Origin of the sequence: Photobacterium angustum (genome assembly GCF_002954615.1) — a bacterium.
Taxonomy (GTDB): domain Bacteria; phylum Pseudomonadota; class Gammaproteobacteria; order Enterobacterales; family Vibrionaceae; genus Photobacterium; species Photobacterium angustum_A.
On sequence record NZ_MSCJ01000001.1, the window covers coordinates 2429632 to 2449096 of the forward strand.

At 42.3% G+C, this 19465-nt stretch carries 19 protein-coding genes and 16 tRNA genes; 29 read left to right on the plus strand and 6 right to left on the minus strand.

The window, feature by feature from the left end:
* Nucleotides 1–58: 58 nt before the first annotated feature.
* From rsmE to ruvX, 4 genes are all read left to right on the plus strand, one after another.
* Nucleotides 59–790: a 16S rRNA (uracil(1498)-N(3))-methyltransferase gene (rsmE, locus tag BTO08_RS10850; protein ID WP_045084455.1), complete on the plus strand. Its 732-nt coding sequence runs from the start codon at nt 59–61 to the stop codon at nt 788–790.
* 21 nt (nt 791–811) lie between these two features.
* Nucleotides 812–1762 (plus strand): glutathione synthase, encoded by a 951-nt coding sequence (gene gshB, locus BTO08_RS10855; protein ID WP_105060957.1) that lies wholly within the window; start codon nt 812–814, stop codon nt 1760–1762.
* A 123-nt stretch (nt 1763–1885) separates the two neighbouring features.
* Complete coding sequence (locus BTO08_RS10860; RefSeq protein ID WP_005371352.1) at nt 1886–2449, plus strand: YqgE/AlgH family protein; 564 nt, start codon at nt 1886–1888, stop codon at nt 2447–2449.
* Nucleotides 2446–2877, plus strand: a complete 432-nt coding sequence (gene ruvX, locus BTO08_RS10865; protein WP_045128821.1) for a Holliday junction resolvase RuvX — start codon at nt 2446–2448, stop codon at nt 2875–2877. The genes BTO08_RS10860 and ruvX overlap by 4 nt, the downstream gene beginning before the upstream one ends.
* A 359-nt stretch (nt 2878–3236) precedes the next feature.
* Here ruvX and BTO08_RS10870 read toward each other — a convergent pair whose 3' ends face one another.
* Together BTO08_RS10870 and BTO08_RS10875 are read right to left on the minus strand one after the other, a co-directional pair.
* Complete coding sequence (locus BTO08_RS10870; protein ID WP_105060958.1) at nt 3237–4352, minus strand: PilT/PilU family type 4a pilus ATPase; 1116 nt, start codon at nt 4350–4352, stop codon at nt 3237–3239.
* A 33-nt stretch (nt 4353–4385) separates the two neighbouring features.
* Nucleotides 4386–5423, minus strand: a complete 1038-nt coding sequence (locus tag BTO08_RS10875) for a type IV pilus twitching motility protein PilT (protein WP_005371345.1) — start codon at nt 5421–5423, stop codon at nt 4386–4388.
* Nucleotides 5424–5445: 22 nt separating this feature from the next.
* On the opposite strand from BTO08_RS10875, the gene BTO08_RS10880 reads away from it, so the two are divergent.
* From BTO08_RS10880 to hemW, 7 genes are all read left to right on the plus strand, one after another.
* Nucleotides 5446–6156 carry a YggS family pyridoxal phosphate-dependent enzyme gene (locus tag BTO08_RS10880; protein WP_105060959.1) on the plus strand — a complete coding sequence of 237 codons (711 nt, stop codon included), beginning with the start codon at nt 5446–5448 and terminating at the stop codon, nt 6154–6156.
* Between the two features lie 85 nt (nt 6157–6241).
* On the plus strand, nt 6242–7060 hold the full coding sequence (gene proC / locus BTO08_RS10885; protein ID WP_105060960.1) for a pyrroline-5-carboxylate reductase: 819 nt from the start codon (nt 6242–6244) through the stop codon (nt 7058–7060).
* Between the two features lie 9 nt (nt 7061–7069).
* The gene (locus tag BTO08_RS10890) at nt 7070–7624 is read left to right on the plus strand and encodes a YggT family protein (RefSeq protein WP_005371338.1); all 555 of its coding nucleotides are present in this window, start codon (nt 7070–7072) and stop codon (nt 7622–7624) included.
* Nucleotides 7621–7914 (plus strand): DUF167 family protein YggU, encoded by a 294-nt coding sequence (gene yggU / locus BTO08_RS10895; protein WP_105060961.1) that lies wholly within the window; start codon nt 7621–7623, stop codon nt 7912–7914. The genes BTO08_RS10890 and yggU overlap by 4 nt, the downstream gene beginning before the upstream one ends.
* 145 nt (nt 7915–8059) lie before the next feature.
* Nucleotides 8060–8485 carry a DUF4426 domain-containing protein gene (locus BTO08_RS10900; RefSeq protein ID WP_105060962.1) on the plus strand — a complete coding sequence of 142 codons (426 nt, stop codon included), beginning with the start codon at nt 8060–8062 and terminating at the stop codon, nt 8483–8485.
* A gap of 117 nt (nt 8486–8602) precedes the next feature.
* The gene (locus BTO08_RS10905; RefSeq protein WP_105060963.1) at nt 8603–9196 is read left to right on the plus strand and encodes an XTP/dITP diphosphatase; all 594 of its coding nucleotides are present in this window, start codon (nt 8603–8605) and stop codon (nt 9194–9196) included.
* A complete protein-coding gene (hemW, locus tag BTO08_RS10910) occupies nt 9197–10360 on the plus strand; it encodes a radical SAM family heme chaperone HemW (protein ID WP_105060964.1) in 1164 nt (387 codons plus the stop codon).
* A 64-nt stretch (nt 10361–10424) separates the two neighbouring features.
* Here hemW and BTO08_RS10915 read toward each other — a convergent pair whose 3' ends face one another.
* The 3 genes from BTO08_RS10915 to trmB form a co-directional block, all read right to left on the minus strand.
* Nucleotides 10425–10841 carry a hypothetical protein gene (locus BTO08_RS10915; RefSeq protein WP_105060965.1) on the minus strand — a complete coding sequence of 139 codons (417 nt, stop codon included), beginning with the start codon at nt 10839–10841 and terminating at the stop codon, nt 10425–10427.
* A 48-nt stretch (nt 10842–10889) separates the two neighbouring features.
* A complete protein-coding gene (glsB, locus tag BTO08_RS10920; protein ID WP_105060966.1) occupies nt 10890–11810 on the minus strand; it encodes a glutaminase B in 921 nt (306 codons plus the stop codon).
* A 116-nt stretch (nt 11811–11926) separates the two neighbouring features.
* Nucleotides 11927–12664 carry a tRNA (guanosine(46)-N7)-methyltransferase TrmB gene (gene trmB / locus BTO08_RS10925; protein WP_045153679.1) on the minus strand — a complete coding sequence of 246 codons (738 nt, stop codon included), beginning with the start codon at nt 12662–12664 and terminating at the stop codon, nt 11927–11929.
* A gap of 287 nt (nt 12665–12951) precedes the next feature.
* Here trmB and mutY point away from each other — a divergent pair, with 287 nt between their 5' ends.
* From mutY to BTO08_RS11015, 18 genes are all read left to right on the plus strand, one after another.
* Entirely contained in the window at nt 12952–14016 is a 1065-nt protein-coding gene (mutY, locus tag BTO08_RS10930) for an A/G-specific adenine glycosylase (protein ID WP_105060967.1), read from the plus strand.
* A gap of 129 nt (nt 14017–14145) precedes the next feature.
* Nucleotides 14146–14418 (plus strand): oxidative damage protection protein, encoded by a 273-nt coding sequence (locus BTO08_RS10935; RefSeq protein ID WP_006647282.1) that lies wholly within the window; start codon nt 14146–14148, stop codon nt 14416–14418.
* Nucleotides 14419–14591: 173 nt separating this feature from the next.
* A tRNA-Phe gene (locus tag BTO08_RS10940) sits at nt 14592–14667 on the plus strand.
* A gap of 43 nt (nt 14668–14710) precedes the next feature.
* Nucleotides 14711–14786 (plus strand) — tRNA-Asn (locus tag BTO08_RS10945).
* A 50-nt stretch (nt 14787–14836) separates the two neighbouring features.
* Nucleotides 14837–14912 (plus strand) — tRNA-Thr (locus BTO08_RS10950).
* Between the two features lie 56 nt (nt 14913–14968).
* Nucleotides 14969–15044: transfer RNA gene (locus tag BTO08_RS10955), tRNA-Phe, on the plus strand.
* 43 nt (nt 15045–15087) lie between these two features.
* Nucleotides 15088–15163, plus strand: a tRNA-Asn gene (locus BTO08_RS10960).
* 11 nt (nt 15164–15174) lie between these two features.
* A tRNA-Thr gene (locus BTO08_RS10965) sits at nt 15175–15250 on the plus strand.
* A gap of 57 nt (nt 15251–15307) precedes the next feature.
* Nucleotides 15308–15383: transfer RNA gene (locus BTO08_RS10970), tRNA-Phe, on the plus strand.
* Nucleotides 15384–15426: 43 nt separating this feature from the next.
* Nucleotides 15427–15502, plus strand: a tRNA-Asn gene (locus BTO08_RS10975).
* Nucleotides 15503–15882: 380 nt separating this feature from the next.
* Nucleotides 15883–15958 (plus strand) — tRNA-Phe (locus tag BTO08_RS10980).
* 43 nt (nt 15959–16001) lie between these two features.
* Nucleotides 16002–16077: transfer RNA gene (locus BTO08_RS10985), tRNA-Asn, on the plus strand.
* A gap of 50 nt (nt 16078–16127) precedes the next feature.
* A tRNA-Thr gene (locus tag BTO08_RS10990) sits at nt 16128–16203 on the plus strand.
* Between the two features lie 55 nt (nt 16204–16258).
* A tRNA-Phe gene (locus BTO08_RS10995) sits at nt 16259–16334 on the plus strand.
* A 43-nt stretch (nt 16335–16377) separates the two neighbouring features.
* Nucleotides 16378–16453: transfer RNA gene (locus BTO08_RS11000), tRNA-Asn, on the plus strand.
* Between the two features lie 11 nt (nt 16454–16464).
* Nucleotides 16465–16540 (plus strand) — tRNA-Thr (locus tag BTO08_RS11005).
* A gap of 57 nt (nt 16541–16597) precedes the next feature.
* Nucleotides 16598–16673 (plus strand) — tRNA-Phe (locus BTO08_RS11010).
* Nucleotides 16674–16719: 46 nt separating this feature from the next.
* Nucleotides 16720–16795: transfer RNA gene (locus tag BTO08_RS11015), tRNA-Thr, on the plus strand.
* Between the two features lie 150 nt (nt 16796–16945).
* On the opposite strand, the gene mrcB is transcribed toward BTO08_RS11015, so the two are convergent.
* Nucleotides 16946–19423: a penicillin-binding protein 1B gene (mrcB, locus tag BTO08_RS11020; RefSeq protein WP_105060968.1), complete on the minus strand. Its 2478-nt coding sequence runs from the start codon at nt 19421–19423 to the stop codon at nt 16946–16948.
* Nucleotides 19424–19465: the final 42 nt, after the last annotated feature.

Below are 19465 nucleotides of genomic sequence, written 5' to 3' on the forward strand. Positions count from 1 at the left end.
AGAGCATCCATGTTAAGATTCGTCATTACTCTTTTTTTATTGCATAGATGACCGCATTATGAGAATTCCACGTATTTATCATCCAGAATCTTTACCTTCCCACGGCAAGGTAATGCTCAGTGACGATGCTGCTAACCATGTTGGTCGCGTTATGCGTATGCAAGTAGGCCAAGAGCTATTAATGTTTGACGGCAGTAATGCAGAGTTTCCCGCCGTGATCACCAACGCAAGTAAAAAAAGCGTTGAAGTAGAGATCCAATCTCGGGTTGAACACAGTATTGAATCCCCACTAGATATCCATTTAGGTCAGGTGATTTCACGTGGTGATAAAATGGAATTCACCATTCAAAAATCCGTCGAGTTAGGGGTGAACACCATAACACCACTAATTTCAGAACGTTGTGGCGTTAAATTAAATGCTGAACGTTTTGAAAAAAAACTCGAACAATGGCAAAAAATCGCCATTGCAGCTTGTGAGCAATGTGGTCGTAATGTTGTCCCTACTATTCGCCCAGTGATGAAACTGGAACAATGGTGTGCTGAAGAATATGATGGTCTAAAGCTCAACTTACACCCTCGCGCTAATTATTCGATAAACACGCTTCCAACGCCAGTCACTAATGTTCGTTTATTGATTGGCCCAGAAGGCGGTTTATCCGCTGATGAAATCAGCATGACAGAACAATATAAATTTGATGAAATTTTGCTGGGACCTCGCGTACTTCGTACCGAAACCACCGCAATGACAGCCATCACTGCACTGCAAGTACGCTTCGGTGATTTAGGCTAAATTAGAGATTAGGAGAACACAATGATCAAACTGGGTATCGTGATGGACCCTATCGAGTCTATCAATATCAAGAAAGATTCTAGCTTTGCAATGATGTTAGAAGCTCAGCGTCGCGGCTGGGAAATTCATTACATGGAAATGAATGATCTATCTTTAGAGCAAGGTAAAGCGATTGCCCGTACGCGTGTCGTCACAGTACAACAAGATCCTGATCACTGGTTTGATTTTCACAGCGAACAAGAAATTGAATTATCAGATCTTGACGCTGTATTAATGCGTAAAGATCCTCCTTTCGATACTGAATATATTTACGCAACCTACATTCTTGAGCGTGCCGAAAATAATGGTGCACTCATTGTAAATAAACCACAAAGCCTACGTGACTGTAATGAAAAGCTGTTTACGGCATGGTTCCCTGAGCTGACACCAACCACTATTGTTACTCGTCGTGCCGAGAAACTAAAAGCCTTCCACCAAGAGCACGGTGATGTGATCTTAAAGCCACTTGATGGTATGGGTGGTTCGTCGATTTTCCGTGTAATGAAAGGCGATCCTAACGTATCGGTCATCATTGAAACACTAACTAATATGGGCCAAAACTACTGCATGGCACAGACCTTTGTTCCTGATATTAGTAATGGTGATAAGCGTATCTTAGTGGTTGATGGCGAGCCTATGCCTTACTGCCTAGCACGTATTCCTGCTAAAGGGGAAACTCGCGGTAACTTAGCTGCTGGCGGTCGTGGTGAAGCGCGTCCAATCAGTGAAACCGATCGTAAGATCGCAGAAACAGTTGCACCAGTACTAAAAGAAAAAGGCCTGATTTTTGTTGGTCTTGATGTGATTGGTGACAAGCTAACGGAAATTAATGTGACTAGCCCAACCTGTATCCGTGAGATTGAAGCAGCTTTTGATATCTCAATTACAGGCAAGTTAATGGATGCTATCGAACGTCGAGTAAACGCGAAGTAATATCGCTTTACTGACAATCATCAACCATACTCAAATTAAGAATGCAGCGGCAATGTCGCTGCTTTTTTACCTATCAGTAACGAGTGAACGCTCGCTGGTTTGTATCAAACTCTGGTGTTGTAGATGAATTTGACCAACCACTTTTTAGTGGCGATGCCCACTATGCAAGATCCTCAATTTAAGCAAAGTGTTATTTATCTTTGTGAACATAATAATGAAGGTGCAATGGGGATCATTATCAATCAACCTATCGATATTTCTATTGCTGATATGTTGGAGCAAATTGAAATTGAGAGAAAGCTACCTGTTGCCGATCCTATTAGCTTAGAATCACTGGTACTTAATGGTGGACCCGTTTCTGAAGATCGTGGCTTTGTACTCCACACCACGAAAGGTGAATATAGCTCAAGTTTACCTGTGAATAACGAATTAGCCGTGACCACCTCGCTGGATATTTTATCTGAGCTAGGTACTGCGCAAGCGCCAAACCAATTTCTGGTCGCGCTAGGTTATGCCGGGTGGGATGCAGGTCAATTGGAGCAAGAACTGGTTGATAACAATTGGCTCACCATTGAAGCAGATGACACCATTATTTTTTCCACTCCTATCGACGAACGTTGGCATAAAGCAATTGAAAAACTTGGCTTTACACCAGCAAACCTTTCTTTAGATATAGGTCACGCATGAGTCAATCTCGCAGTGTATTAGGTTTTGATTACGGCACCAAAAGTATTGGTGTTGCTATTGGTCAAGAGCTGACAGGAACCGCTACTCCCCTTGCCGCTTTAAAAGCCAAAGATGGCATCCCCAATTGGGATGATATTGAAAAGATTTTAAAAGAATGGCTACCTGATTTAGTCGTTGTAGGATTACCTTTAGATCTTGAAGGTAAAGAACTTGAAAGCATTACACCACGAGCGAAAAAATTTGCTAATCGCTTACATGGCCGTTTTGGTTGCCAAGTTGAACTACACGATGAACGTTTAAGTACTGTTGAAGCAAAAGCAGAACTGTTTGAGCGTGGTGGTTATCGCTCATTAAGTAAAGGTAATATCGACTCACAATCTGCTGTCGTTATTTTAGAAAGCTGGTTTGAACGTCAATACGGCGCTTAATATTACAAGTATCTAAAACAAAAAAGACAAGTCCTGTTGAGGTACTTGTCTTTTTTATTATCTAAAATCTAGCAATTGTCGAAACCTTGTACAGCTTTTTTCATATTGATCATCATAAAGCTAAACACGATCAAAACCTGTACTAAGATCCTCCCTCAAGGCCTTGCTGTTTCTTGTTTGTACAGCTTGTACAGCTTTTGTACCTCTTGAACTCAAAAGCTGTTCCAACAATCACCACTTAAATACATGAAATTATTTTTAATTTAAATTCAATGATTTAGATCTTAATTTAAATGTATCATTAAATACGAGTGATTAGTGCATGATGATCTTAATGCATTAGGATCATCACAAGCATATTACTGAAGATCTAATTTTACCCCAGATAAGGTACTGGTACTGTTTGACGTTTTATTATTAGGATCACCGACTTTAATCATTAAGCGGAGATCATTTGGTGAATCAGCGTGGTGCAGCGCATCTTGCTCGGTGATTTTCCCATCTCGAAATAATGCATATAACGATTGATCAAACGTAACCATTCCAGCCTGATTTGATTTTGCCATCACATCTTTAATTTCATGTAACTCACCGCGACGGATCAAATCGGCGACGCGTGGCGTATTGAGCAGCAGTTCATAAACACCATGTCGTCCAACACCATTGGCATCAGGGATCAATTGCTGCGCTAAAATACATTTCAGGTTTAACGACAGATCAAACAAAAACTGCTCACGTCGCTCTTTTGGTACAAGATGAAGAATACGTTCAAGTGCTTGGTTGGCGTTATTCGCGTGTAGTGTTGCCATACACAAGTGCCCTGTTTCGGCAAACGTCATCGCATATTCCATCGTCTCACGACTTCGGATCTCACCGATCAAGATCATATCTGGAGCTTGACGTAGTGAGTTTTTCAATGCCACCTCATAACTGGCAGTATCAAGCCCAACCTCACGCTGAGTTATGATGCATTTATTATGTTCATGGATAAACTCAATCGGATCTTCAACCGTTAAAATATGGCCGCTGCGATTTTGATTTCTAAACCCCGTCATTGCCGCCATGGATGTCGATTTACCCGAGCCTGTCGCACCAACTACCAATACTAAACCACGTTTAGCCAGTGCTAATCTTTCCATATCCAGCGGTAAATTAAGCTCATGAATATTCGGTATCTTGGTTTCGATTCGACGGACCACAATACCTGGTAATTCACGTTGCCAAAATGCACTTAATCGAAAACGACAACCATTACGGACAATGGCAAAATTGGCCTCACGGGTCGCAACAAATTCTTTATATTGCTCATCATCCATCGCTTCGTGGAACAACGAATCCACTGCTTCGCGATCAAGTAATTCGCCAAGATGATGTAAGTTGCCATCGACTTTCAGTAAGCATGCTGAGCCGACGGTGATATATAAATCCGACGCTTTACGCTCAACCATTTGCGCTAATATACTATCTAAATTCATCTCTTTTCCTACCTCGTTAAACCTGAGGTGTTATTAGAAACCGCGCTGACTCGTATCAACAATACGGCGACCTTCTTCAGCTTCAACTAAGCCTTTTGCCACCAGCATCTTCACGCTTTGCTCCATGGTTTGCATTCCCATCGATGAGCCGGTTTGGATCATTGAAAACATTTGCGCGACTTTATCTTCACGGATCAAGTTACGAATCGCAGGTGTTGCCATCATAATTTCATGGCTGGCCACACGACCACCGCTCACACACTTTAATAAGCTTTGTGATATCACGGCACGTAACGACTCCGATAACATAGAGCGAACCATGGATTTATCACTACCAGGGAAAACATCAATGATACGGTCAACCGTTTTTGCCGCAGAACTTGTATGCAAGGTACCTAAAACTAAGTGTCCTGTTTCAGCTGCTGTTAACGCTAAACTGATCGTTTCCTGATCACGAAGCTCACCCACTAAAATCACATCGGGATCTTCACGCAGTGCTGAACGCAGTGCGTTTTGGAAGCCCAATGTGTCACGGTGTACTTCTCGCTGGTTGATCAAACAACGTTTACTGCTGTGAACAAATTCAATCGGATCTTCAATCGTCAGAATATGACGGTTATAGTTGGTATTGATATAATCAACTAACGCAGCAATCGTGGTCGATTTACCCGAGCCAGTCGCACCTGTTACTAATACCAAGCCACGTGAAAGCTGGGCAATATCATAAAAAACATCAGGAACGTTTAACGATTCCAATGTTGGAATATGAATAGGAATGGTTCGAAACACCGCCGAACAACCACGAGACTGATGAAAAGCATTGACCCTGAAGCGACCGATGTCGGGAATTTCAAATGAAAAATCGACTTCTAAGTTTTCTTCATACTCACGACGCTGAGCATCGTTCATAATGTCAAATACTAAACGGTGCACTTCACTGTGATCGAGTGCTGGCATACTGAGTTTTCTAACATCGCCATCAACACGAATTATCGGTGGAACACCTGCAGAAAGATGTAGATCCGATGCGTTATGCTTTACACTAAAATCCAGTAATTCGGTGATATCCATAAATTTTCCCCAAGAATCAATTATGACTAGTATCAAACAAAATATTGCTGAGGTCATCAACCAGATCACCCTAGCAACTGAAAAATGCGGCAGGGCTGCAGATTCCGTGCAACTATTGGCAGTAAGTAAAACCAAGCCAGTGGAAGCGATCGAAGAAGCCATCGCTGCAGGCCAGTATGCATTTGGCGAAAACTATGTACAGGAAGGTGTTGATAAGGTAAATCACTTTTCGAGCCATCCGGAGAAAAACTTGCTTGTATGGCATTTTATTGGGCCGATCCAATCCAATAAAACTCGCCTTGTCGCTGAGCATTTTGATTGGGTGCACTCTATTGATCGCATAAAAACAGCAAAGCGTTTAAGCGATCAACGTCCTACGTCAATGGCACCGCTACAAGTCTTACTGCAAGTTAATAGCAGCGCTGAGGCAACAAAATCGGGGATAACATTGACTGAAGTTCCTGCACTAGCCGCAGAAATAGCAGCAATGCCAAATATTGAACTGCGCGGTTTAATGTCGATCCCACAACCTGCTACAGATTACGACAGCCAATTTGCCACTTTTAAAGCGTTGGCTGATACACTAGAACAGCTGAAATTGACTTATCCAAACGTTGATACATTATCGATGGGAATGAGTGGTGATATGGATGCAGCAATTGCAGCTGGCAGCACAATTGTTCGTATTGGCACCGCGATTTTTGGTGCTCGTGATTACGGCAATAAAGAATAATTACCAATATTCGTACTGTTCATGATAACAACAGCTCAATTAAGGTAAAAAACATTTAGTTTGTACCTATTTATAAGGATTTTACATGGAACAACGCTCAATTGCCTTTATTGGGGCAGGTAATATGGCTCGCTCAATTATCGCAGGATTAGTTGCTAGCGGTTACGATGCAAAAAAGATTACGGCCACCGCTCCTAGCGATGCACGACGTGAACCTTTAGCACGTGACTTTGGTATTCATACCACTAGCGATAACTTAAATGCTGCTCAAAATGCTGATGTTGTTGTTCTTGCGGTTAAACCACAACTTATGGAAGAAGTGTGTAAACCACTGCAAGACATTAACTTTGCGGGAAAATTAGTGATTTCTATTGCCGCTGGCATTAATTGCGAGCGCTTATGTGAAATGCTAGGCCAGCAAGTTGAATTGGTTCGTGTAATGCCAAATACTCCCTCTTTAATTGGTAAGGGTATGAGCGGCTTATATGCAAACCCACAACTCACAGAAACCGACCGATTATTTGCCACTCAACTATTACAAGCCGTAGGCGAAATTTGTTGGGTACAAGAAGAATCAGGTATTAATGGTATTATTGCCGCAGCAGGCAGTGCTCCCGCCTACTTCTTTTTGTTTATGGAAGCAATGCAGCAAGAAGCGATGAACCAAGGGTTTGATGCCGATACTGCGCGCTTACTGGTTCAGCAAGCCGCTTTAGGTGCCGCTGAATTAGTAAAAGCGAATCCTGATACTTCATTGTCGACACTACGTGATCAAGTCACTTCAAAAGGTGGCACGACAGCTGAAGCTATTAATACATTTAATCAACATCAATTCTCAGATATTGTTGCTAAAGCGATGCAAGCAGCCGTATCTCGAGCTAAAGAAATGGAACAATTGTTTTAAGGTTTATCTATGAATCCTTTCGTTTATCTAGTTCAAACCGGCTTTGATCTTTACATCATGGTCGTATTATTACGAGTTTGGTTACAATGGTCTCGTGCAGACTTTTATAATCCCTTCTCACAATTTATTGTTAAAGCGACTCAACCGATCGTTGCGCCATTACGCCGCGTGATCCCATCAATTGGTTCGCTAGATATGGCAACGGTACTGTTTGCTTATGTACTGTGTGTCGCTAAATTTATCATCATTATTTCAATCAGCAGTGGTGGTTTTTCCTTTGAACCAAGCTTCCTGTTCTTAGGGCTATTAGCATTATTAAAAGCAGCTGGTAGTTTATTGTTCTGGGTACTATTGATCCGTGCAATCTTAAGCTGGGTTAGCCAAGGTCGAAGCCCTATCGAATATGTCATGCACCAATTAACAGAACCACTAATGGCGCCTGTTCGCCGCGTTCTTCCTGCAATGGGCGGTTTAGATCTGAGTGTTCTAGTGATCTTTATCGCACTACAATTTGCTAACTACGCGATGGGCTCTTTAGTTGGTAACGTGTGGTACATGCTGTGACAGAAAAGACCATCTTTCGTGATGATGACGATCTCATTATTCGACTTTATATCCAACCGAAAGCAAGCCGCGATCAGATTGTTGGCTTGCATGGCAACGAAGTAAAAATTGCCATTACCGCGCCACCGGTAGACGGAAAAGCCAATGCCCATTTAGTAAAGTTCCTTGCAAAACAATTTAAGGTCGCTAAAGGGTTAATTCATGTAGAAAAAGGCTTACAAGGTCGGCACAAACAAATTCGGATTGAAGCCCCGAAAGTTATTCCCTCAGAGATCGCCACCATCATGTAATTTGATTGGTTCAATAAAGCGAATATCAGTAACCGATATTCGCTTTTTTTATCCCCTTACTCTTAGCTACAATCATCAAGTCAAGCAACACATCGCGACATAAAGGAAATACTTCAGTTACTTACTGAAAGATAAGGATACTTCAATGAAAATATTACTTAGCCTGCTACTGCTCGTTTTCACGCTGCCTAGCCATGCTGGACAATTCAAAAAATTTGGCGACTTAGAAGTACATTATTCTAGTTTTGCCTCAACATTTTTAACCCCAGAAATTGCCAGCCACTATAAAATTCAGCGCAGCCGTTACAGTGCGTTGGTCAATATTGCGATTCTCGATACCAGTAAACAAGAAAAAACAGCGGTTAAAGCACAGCTAACTGGTATTGCTCGTAATGTATTAGGACAGCAAAAGAAGTTGAACTTTAGAGAAATAAAAGAAGGTAAATCAATTTATTACCTTGCTGAATTTAAACACGCTAATGATGAAACGTTTAATTTTACGATCACTATTTTCTCTAACGGTAAAAAAGAAACACTGGCCTTTAAGCAGACCTTCTTCGTTGACAAGTAAGCACTTGAGCATCAACCTCTTCTACAATCACTAGGCGCACTCGCGCCTTTTTTATTACGATAACAACCGTTATTATAGCTGCCAATATTACATAGCTTGACGTTCAAAGGCATCAAAATGAGTAAACTTGTACTAGCAACAGGCAATCAAGGCAAAGTAAAAGAAATGGCCGATTTACTGGCTGATTTTGGTTTTGATGTAGTCGCGCAAAGTGATTATAACGTTTCATCCGTTGCTGAAACGGGCACCACATTTATTGAAAATGCGATCATTAAAGCGCGCCATGCGGCAAAGGAAACGGGCCTTCCAGCTATTGCCGATGACTCTGGCTTAGAAGTTGATCACCTCAACGGTGCACCGGGTATTTATTCTGCACGTTTTGCTGGTGAAGACGCATCAGATGCTGACAACATTGATAAGCTACTTGCGGAAATGAAAGATGTACCCGCCGAGCAACGTACTGCACGTTTCCATTGTGTACTTGTGATGATGCGCCATGAAAACGATCCTACGCCACTGGTTTGTCATGGTTCTTGGGAAGGCAGCATCTTAACTGAACGTCATGGCGAAAATGGTTTTGGTTACGATCCGGTATTTTGGGTACCTGAAGATCAATGTGCTTCAGCTCAACTTCCACCAGCTCGTAAAAAGCAACTATCACACCGTGGTAAAGCACTACAGCAATTGTTTAGCGCATTAAAGGCCGATTAAATGCTTGTACCTCCACCACTGAGTTTATATGTCCACATCCCTTGGTGTGTACAAAAATGTCCTTATTGTGATTTCAACTCTCACGCCTTAAAGACAGATCTTCCTGAGCTTGATTATATTGATGCCTTAATTGACGACTTAGAAACCGATCTTAGTGCTTATCAGTTAATCAATGGAGCACGACCTCTCCACTCAATTTTTATTGGTGGAGGGACGCCTAGCTTGATCTCTCCAAGTGAGATTGGTCGTTTATTAAAAGCCATTGAGCAACGCATTCCATTTAGTGATGATATTGAAATCACTATGGAAGCCAACCCTGGTACGGTAGAGGCGGGTCGTTTTGAAGCTTATCGCCAAGCTGGTGTAAACCGTATTTCTATTGGTATTCAAAGCTTTCAAAATGAAAAACTCGAACGTCTTGGCCGTATTCATGGCGCAGATGAAGCGATTCGTGCTGCAGGGCTTGCAAAGGAAGCGGGATTAAACAGCTTTAATGTCGATCTTATGCATGGCTTACCGGATCAAAGCGTGAATGATGCGATCAGTGATTTAAAACAAGCGATCGCGCTCGATCCACCGCATTTGTCTTGGTATCAGCTGACAATTGAACCCAATACCCTGTATTACTCAAAACCACCGACATTGCCTGATGATGACGACTTGTGGGATATTTTTGAGCAAGGTCATCAGCTTTTAACAGAAGCCGGTTATCAGCAATATGAAATATCAGGCTACAGCAAGCAGGGAAAACAATGTCAGCATAACCTTAACTACTGGCGTTTTGGTGATTACCTTGGTATTGGTTGTGGCGCACATGGCAAAATCAGTTTTGCTGATGGGCAAATCATCCGTACCGTTAAAGTCAAACACCCTCGTGGATATTTACAAGCCGATAAACCGTATTTAACGCAAGAGAATAAGGTTGCTGATGGTGAACGTCCATTCGAGTTCTTTATGAATCGTTTTCGTTTATTAGAATCCTGTCCAAAGCAAGATTTTGTCGCAAGAACAGGTTTAGCGTTAACAACCATAGAGCCGACAATTGATTGGGCGATAGCGCAAAACTATCTCCAAGATACGGGCGATCATTGGCAAATCACCGAGCACGGTAAATTGTTCTTAAATGATCTCCTAGCTGCCTTCGTTGACGATGATAACGAGTAGTATCCAATAAAAAAGCGAGCACTATGTTATTCAGAGTGCTCGCTTTTCTCTTGTTACATATTGACTAATTTAACGTGACGCTACGCCAGTTTTTTAATGCTGGAATCGCATCTTGCAACTGTTGTTCTTGTTCTATCCGCAGCGAAACAAAGTCACACACTTGCTTATCAATACGCTGAGAATGCGACAATAAATAAGGCAAGTCATTATCTAAAAGCTCGTAATAGTCCGATAATAATTGTGTTTGTTTTGGACTCAATGCAACCTTATGTACATCGAAAAACATCCGCCCTTTAGCATCAACAATAAATTCTTGCTTACCTTGTACTAAAGTTAACCGCCCTTCATTTAAACTCAGTGAGTTATGCCATTGTGGTTCGCATTCAACCGCATGAGCTGATACCGTAAAGAAGCTGAGCATCGCTACTATTGCGCCTAATATCGATGTTGTTAGTCCGTGAAACCCCTTATTCATTAACATACGATTCTCCCCTAATGTGAGCCTCGCTGTTTTATGTATACGGGCTCACTAAAAAATAGAACGTCCAATACGCTCAGATAATTTTTCTAACGCTGCAGTCCCTGCAACAGAATTACCGGATTGATCCAGTTCTGGCGACCACACTGCAATCGTCATCTCACCCGGTACAATCGCAACAATGCCACCTCCTACACCAGACTTTCCTGGCATACCTACCCGATAGGCAAATTCACCTGCGCCATCATATAAACCACAGGTCGCAAGCAATGCATTTATATGCTTACTTTGAGTTTGGCTGATAATTCTTTTTTTCGCGCCTAAAGGAAGCCCTTTATTTGCTAAATAGCTAAATGTTCTGGCGAGATCGACACAACTCATCTTGAGAGCACAATAACTAAAATAATTAGTGAGTACTGGCATCACTTCATTATCAAAGTTACCGAATGAACGCATTAAATAAGCAATGGAAGCATTACGATCGCTATGTTGCATTTCAGAGCTAGCGACGACTTTGTCGTAAACAATATTCGGATTACAAGAAAGCTCTCGCACCAATTCCAACATCCGATATTGCGGTGCACATAAACGACTATGCAGTAAATCCGACACTACAATCGCACCTGGATTAATAAATGGATTACGTGGGATCCCTTTTTCTAACTCAAGCTGAATCATAGAGTTAAACGCTTGACCTGATGGCTCTTTTCCAACACGAGACCACAACTCTTCCGATTCATATAATGTCATTGCAAGTGTTAACGACAACACCTTAGAGATAGATTGAATAGAAAAACCTTCTTGGCTATCACCCGCCTGAATAATTTCTCCGTCGTTATAGCACACTGCTATACCTAATTTACTCGCAGGTACGTTAGCTAAAGCAGGAATATAGTCAGCCACTTTTCCTTGACCTATCAATGGTCTCACTTCATCTAATACTTCATTGAGCAGTGTAGCTGTTGGCTTCATATCTCTTTCTCCAAGGGGAAAAAAAGCCAACACAAGGTTGGCTTTTTAATTGATTTAACAAAGCGTCATTAAATCAATAATGTCTTATTTCTTCAGCATATAATACCAAAGAGAAATTATTCAGTACGCTCGTACTTCATATCCCAAACGCCGTGACCTAAACGGTGACCACGAGCTTCGAATTTGGTTAATGGGCGATCTTCTGGACGATCAATATAAGCACCGTTTGTTGCCGTATTACGGTAACCTGGCGCTGCATCCATCACTTCAACCATATGCTCAGCGTAGTTTTCCCAGTCAGTTGCCATATGGAAAATACCACCAATTTTAAGCTTTTTACGCAGCATTTCAGCAAATTCAGGCTGAACGATACGACGCTTATGGTGACGTGCTTTATGCCATGGGTCTGGGAAGAATAGCTGTACGGTATCTAAACTACCATCAGGGATCATGTATTCAAACACTTCAACACCATCGTGACACATTACACGAAGGTTAGTTAAACCTGCATCTTCAGCACCCATTAGACACGCACCCACACCAGGGCTATGTACTTCGATACCAATAAAGTTTTTCTCAGGTGCATTTTTAGCCATTTCTACTAATGACGCACCCATACCAAAACCAATTTCTAACACTACTGGCGCTTCACGGTTATATACTTCTTTCCAGTCCAGCATTTGCTTGGCGAAGTCAATACCCATAGTTGGCCAGTTGTTTTCCATCGCATGTTCTTGGCCCTTAGTTAAACGGCCTTCACGACGAACAAAGCTACGGATCTTACGAACCAGTTTGCCATCTTCGGTAAATTCGGTCAGGGTCACTTCACCTGACTTCTTTGAAACTTCGCTCATGCTAATAACTATCCAAACAAAAAAGAAACGGATTGGCATTATCCAAAGTTATCGACTCAATTCAAGTCTATCAATTGCGACAATGGCCAGTTTATGGTGCAATCTTGCCCATAATAGACAATAAATAACGTTGCACTTCTGTTTGCAGTATAAGTGATTGCACTAGCGGACACCAATTTTCACTGTGTAGCGAAAAATAACTCAATAGCTACTCCTCATTGGCAAATACCATATCCCTTTGCGCAATATAAAGATAAGTAGCTATAAACTGTAAAGTGAGCACAACATTGAGTACGACATTTTCCGATGCCATTTTAGCGTGGTACGACAAATTCGGCCGCAAAACCCTACCTTGGCAACAAGATAAAACCCCATATAAAGTATGGCTTTCAGAGATCATGTTGCAACAAACCCAAGTAGCAACCGTGATCCCCTACTTTGAACGTTTTATGACACGCTTCCCTACCGTGCAAGACTTAGCGGATGCCGAGCAAGATGAAGTCTTACACTTATGGACAGGGCTCGGCTATTACGCTCGTGCGCGTAACCTCCATAAAGCAGCACAATTAATTGTTAGCGAACATAACGGCATTTTCCCAACAGATATCGATCAAGTCCAAGCATTACCGGGCATTGGTCGTTCAACTGCTGGCGCTGTTCTTTCACTCTCACTCGCTCAACATCACCCTATCTTAGATGGCAATGTGAAACGTACGCTTGCCCGTTGTTACGCGATTGAAGGCTGGCCTGGTAAGAAAACCGTTGAAAACAAATTATGGCAAATTGCTGAGACAAATACGCCCGAGATGGGGGTCGAACGCTATAACCAAGCCATGATGGATATGGGAGCAATGATTTGTACCCGTAGTAAACCTAAATGTGAATTATGTCCCGTAAGCACACAATGCATTGCACTCAAAGAATTACGACAAACCGATTTTCCGGGTAAAAAACCCAAAAAAACATTGCCTGAAAAACAAACATGGTTCGCTATTTTACAGTGCGACGATAAAGTTTGGTTAGAACAACGCCCACAAGTCGGAATTTGGGGTGGCCTATGGTGCTTCCCTCAACATGACAATGCTGATTTAACGTCGCTATTGGACAAGCAATTAGGTCAACAACTGTCACTTATCGAACAGCAAAGTCAGTTAACTGCTTTTCGTCATACGTTTAGCCATTATCATCTTGATATCGTGCCGATCTTATACGAACTTAAATCACAACCTACAGAGATCAATGAAGCTTCAGGTCAATGGTATGATCTTAATAATCCACCAAAAATCGGATTAGCAGCACCAGTACAGAAAATTTTGGACAGTTTGGCATACTCGTTAAACCATCAAAAATAAGACGGTTTTTACCGCTTTTATTTCCGCTCAGTGATGCTAGATGCCAGTCACTGACTCTGGTATAACTATCAACTAATCACTCATTTTCGCTGAGCCTGTATATCAGCGAGTTACAGTAAGGAATATTTCATGAGTCGTACTGTTTTTTGTACTCGACTACAACAAGACGCTGAAGGTTTAGACTTTCAACTTTACCCAGGTGAACTAGGCCAACGTATTTTTGATAATATTTCGAAGCAAGCATGGGCTGAATGGCAAGGTAAGCAAACCATGCTGATCAACGAGAAAAAGCTCAACATGATGAATCCTGAACATCGCCAGTTATTAGAAACTGAAATGGTGAAGTTTTTGTTCGAAGGTCAAGATGTGATTATCGACGGTTACACACCGCCAGAAAAATAAAATTTATAATTGAGGTTTCATCTCTGAATTTGCTTTAAATTGATGAAATCTCAATAATGAATATCAAAATCACACCACAACGAACAAAAAGACAACAAACAACACTATTTATCTTTTTTTATTAAAAAAAGTGTTGACGAAAAGGCTGAAAACCCTTTTAATAGCGCCCCGTTGCCTCGATAGCTCAGTCGGTAGAGCAGAGGATTGAAAATCCTCGTGTCGGTGGTTCGATTCCGCCTCGAGGCACCATTACTTCCCTTTCGAAGTTTGGTGCAAAGCAACCACAATCTGTTCCTCCTTAGTTCAGTTGGTAGAACGGCGGACTGTTAATCCGTATGTCGCTGGTTCAAGTCCAGCAGGAGGAGCCACTATTTATTTCTTGGCTCAATAGAGCGGGGAAATTAAAAGAATATAGTGTGCCGACTTAGCTCAGTAGGTAGAGCAACTGACTTGTAATCAGTAGGTCACCAGTTCGACTCCGGTAGTCGGCACCATTTATTCTCTTACTCACGTAAGAAATGCAAAAATAGCAATTTGATTGCTGTGTTTTGCCTCGATAGCTCAGTCGGTAGAGCAGAGGATTGAAAATCCTCGTGTCGGTGGTTCGATTCCGCCTCGAGGCACCATATTCATCTCACCTGATACGTCAGGTAAGATAAAAGAGATAATTCCTCCTTAGTTCAGTTGGTAGAACGGCGGACTGTTAATCCGTATGTCGCTGGTTCAAGTCCAGCAGGAGGAGCCAAATAAACGTGTGCCGACTTAGCTCAGTAGGTAGAGCAACTGACTTGTAATCAGTAGGTCACCAGTTCGACTCCGGTAGTCGGCACCATTTATTTTCTTACTCACGTAAGAATGCAAAAGTAGAGACTTAACCATCACTACTTCTGCCTCGATAGCTCAGTCGGTAGAGCAGAGGATTGAAAATCCTCGTGTCGGTGGTTCGATTCCGCCTCGAGGCACCATATTCATCTCACCTGATACGTCAGGTAAGATAAAAAAGATAATTCCTCCTTAGTTCAGTTGGTAGAACGGCGGACTGTTAATCCGTATGTCGCTGGTTCAAGTCCAGCAGGAGGAGCCAGTTAAGAAACCTTGTCGCAAGACAAGGTTTTTTTTCGTCTTGAATTTGTTAACTTTCCTCACTTTCCTCTTCCTATTCTATTTTTAGACAAGAACTCCCTCTCTCAAAATGATTATTCCCCGATCTTTTTTTATCGCCCTACCAGCAATGAGATCTTTTTCAGTTAAAAACTTAATAATTACTCTCCTTTTCTTTCGATATTTCACAAAATAATCTTTAATTATTTCTGTTGCTTGCTTCACAAACTAATGTTCAAACAGGTATCAACCTCCAATAAAAGCTTACTTTTCAAACAAACGGAACAAAAAAGACAAGGTTGATAATTATTTAGAAAAAAAGCATTGACGCAAAGACCGAAAACCTTTTTAATGCGCTCCGTTGCCTCGATAGCTCAGTCGGTAGAGCAGAGGATTGAAAATCCTCGTGTCGGTGGTTCGATTCCGCCTCGAGGCACCATTACTTCCCTTTCGAAGTTTGGTGCAAAGCAACCACAATCTGTTCCTCCTTAGTTCAGTTGGTAGAACGGCGGACTGTTAATCCGTATGTCGCTGGTTCAAGTCCAGCAGGAGGAGCCACTATTTATTTCTTGGCTCAATAGAGCGGGGAAATTAAAAGAATATAGTGTGCCGACTTAGCTCAGTAGGTAGAGCAACTGACTTGTAATCAGTAGGTCACCAGTTCGACTCCGGTAGTCGGCACCATTTATTCTCTTACTCACGTAAGAAATGCAAAAATAGCAATTTGATTGCTGTGTTTGCCTCGATAGCTCAGTCGGTAGAGCAGAGGATTGAAAATCCTCGTGTCGGTGGTTCGATTCCGCCTCGAGGCACCATATTCATCTCACCTGATACGTCAGGTAAGATAAAAGAGATAATTCCTCCTTAGTTCAGTTGGTAGAACGGCGGACTGTTAATCCGTATGTCGCTGGTTCAAGTCCAGCAGGAGGAGCCAAATAAACGTGTGCCGACTTAGCTCAGTAGGTAGAGCAACTGACTTGTAATCAGTAGGTCACCAGTTCGACTCCGGTAGTCGGCACCATTTATTTTCTTACTCACGTAAGAATGCAAAAGTAGAGACTTAACCATCACTACTTCTGCCTCGATAGCTCAGTCGGTAGAGCAGAGGATTGAAAATCCTCGTGTCGGTGGTTCGATTCCGCCTCGAGGCACCATATTAAAAAGTAGCGTCATTGACGTTATACAAAAAGAATAAAATGTGCCGACTTAGCTCAGTAGGTAGAGCAACTGACTTGTAATCAGTAGGTCACCAGTTCGACTCCGGTAGTCGGCACCATCTTTTGAAGCCTCATCTTTGATGAGGTTTTTTTTCACCTCGATAAAATCAATTATCAATTCTATTTCTTCGCCTATCTAACAATCATTAGATAAAAAAAAGCCCCACTACAATGAGCGAGGCTTTATCTGTAATGATTAATACACGCGGTTAACCATCAGTGAACATGTTTGTGATCCAAGCTGCGGGCTTTTTCGTTGAGCACTGCGCTTTAAGCCGCCCATCCAGATCCCAAACCGGCAAGGTTACATTACCACTACAATTAGGGGTTAATGTTCCATTCGCTTGCTTATCATACTTCATGGTAGTGATCTGCTTAGGCCATGGCAGCGTTAATGGTGCAGGCTTACGACGGGTTAAGTAATCAGCATAGATCCTTAATGCGCCGCTAGAGCCAGTTAAGCGCACTGGCGTATTATCATCACGCCCAACCCATACTACTGCGACTTCATGCCCATCAGCCCCCGCAAACCAGCTATCACGGTTTTTATCTGTGGTACCCGTTTTACCTGCCAATTTCGCGGCACTAAATTTACTCTGTAAGTAACGGGCTGTACCTTGGCTCACTACCCGCTTCATGTCATAAGTTGTCAGCCATGCTGCTTGCTCTGGTACCACCTGAGAGGCTTTAGGGTAGTTTTGATAAAGAATCCTACCTTTCTGATCAACAACCGCGCGTAATGCCGTTAAATCTGCTCTGCGACCACCACTTGTGATTGTCTGGAACATTTGTGCAACTTCATAAGGCGATAAGGTAAATGAACCTAACAAAATAGACGGCAACTTAGGCACTTCATTACGATCCACCCCCAACTTCGCCATGGTATCAATCACAGTCCCTAACCCGACTTTTAAACCCAGATTAACAGTCGGCACATTTAATGAATTAGCTAACGCATAATAAAGTGGTACTTGCCCTCTAAACTTACGGTCATAGTTACGTGGACGCCAAGAGTTACCTTTACTGCCTCGTAGAACAATGGATTTGTCATCTAGACTGGTTGCTAAGCTAAAACGATTCGGCTGACTTAATGCCGATAGGTACACTGCAGGCTTTGCCAATGAACCAATTTGACGACTGGCATCTAATGCGCGGTTAAAGCCAGCATAACCAGGACGACTTCCGCCAATAACAGCACGCACTTCCCCACTTAATCGATCAACCACTACCATCGCGGTTTCTACTTTAAGTCCTGCTTTTTTATTTAGCTTAGGTACCATTGATGCGACGCTTTGCTCAGCCGCTTGTTGAGACAATGGATCTAACGTACTAAATATACGCAGCCCTTTACCTGACTTATAAATATCACCGACATCACGCTCTAATTCACGTTGTAGTTGCTGGAAATAAGCAGGTTGTCGACTCGCAATCTTCGGTGTTTTTTGCACCCCTAATGGGCTAGAGGCTGCCACTTCATATTCAGCACCTGTAAGGGTATTATTTTTCAACAATAGGCTGAGGACTAAATCACGGCGTTCTAGCGTACGTTCAGGATGTCGCCAAGGGTTAAATTGAGAAGGTCCTTTAACCATACCCACCAGCATTGCTAATTGGGCTGATGTGAGCTCTTCTAATGGACGACCAAAATACAATCGAGCAGCCAATGGGAAACCATGAACTTCTTTACCGCCATTTTGCCCCAGATAAATCTCGTTAAGGTAAGCTTCTAATATCCGATCTTTGCTATAGCGATAATCAATAATAACGGCAATGTAAGCCTCACGAACTTTACGCCATAGGCTACGTTCACGACTTAAAAATAAGTTCTTCGCGAGCTGCTGGGTTAAGGTGCTGCCACCTTGTACCGTTCGACCCGCACGCAAGTTCACAAACATGGCGCGAATGATTGCCAATGGTGATACACCATCATGCTGATAGAAATCTCTATCTTCTGTCGCGAGTAATGCATCAATTAAAAGTGGTGGGAACTCGTCGCGCTTCATAAAAATACGCTGCTCATTACCAGAAAGCCCCAGCATGCCTAACATTTTAGGTTCAATGTTGAAATACCCTAACGAGCGCTTGGTGGTGAGATCTTTAATGCTTGTTAGCGTATTGCCCGAAAACGTCAGCAACACATGCTGTTTCTTCTCAGCACCTTCAGGAAAATCAAACGGACGTCGGATCAATTCAATCCGAGTTGATGAAGCAGAGTATTCACCAATACGGGTTGGCGTGCGCACTTTGTGGTATTTCAATAAATCCAATTCACGACGCACATCCATAATACTGATGTGTTGATCAGGGCGAAGTGTTAATACTCGACCATACACAACGGACGGTAAATCCCAAATTTGACCATCCATTTTATTACGTACAATCGTATCAAGGTAAATCCCCACAACCAGCATAGCAGCAACAACCACTAAGCCGATTTTAAAGCTCAACCAACCCAGTTTGCGTAACCAAGGACGATCTGTTTTAACCGATTTTTTTGTTTTTTTCTTTGCTGATCTCTTAGCCGGTGCCTTTTTGGTCGCACTCGCAGCAGGAGTACGTTTAGTGGGCTTTTTTGCTGTAGGTTTTACTGGGGTTTTCTTTCGTGGGGTCGTCGGCTTTTTTCCACCACTGTCTTTGGGTGGTGCAACGTGTTTTCTTGACTGAAAATGAAGAGGCAACTTAATCATAATGCATCAACTAAGGTCATTCCTATATTAAAATAGGAGCAA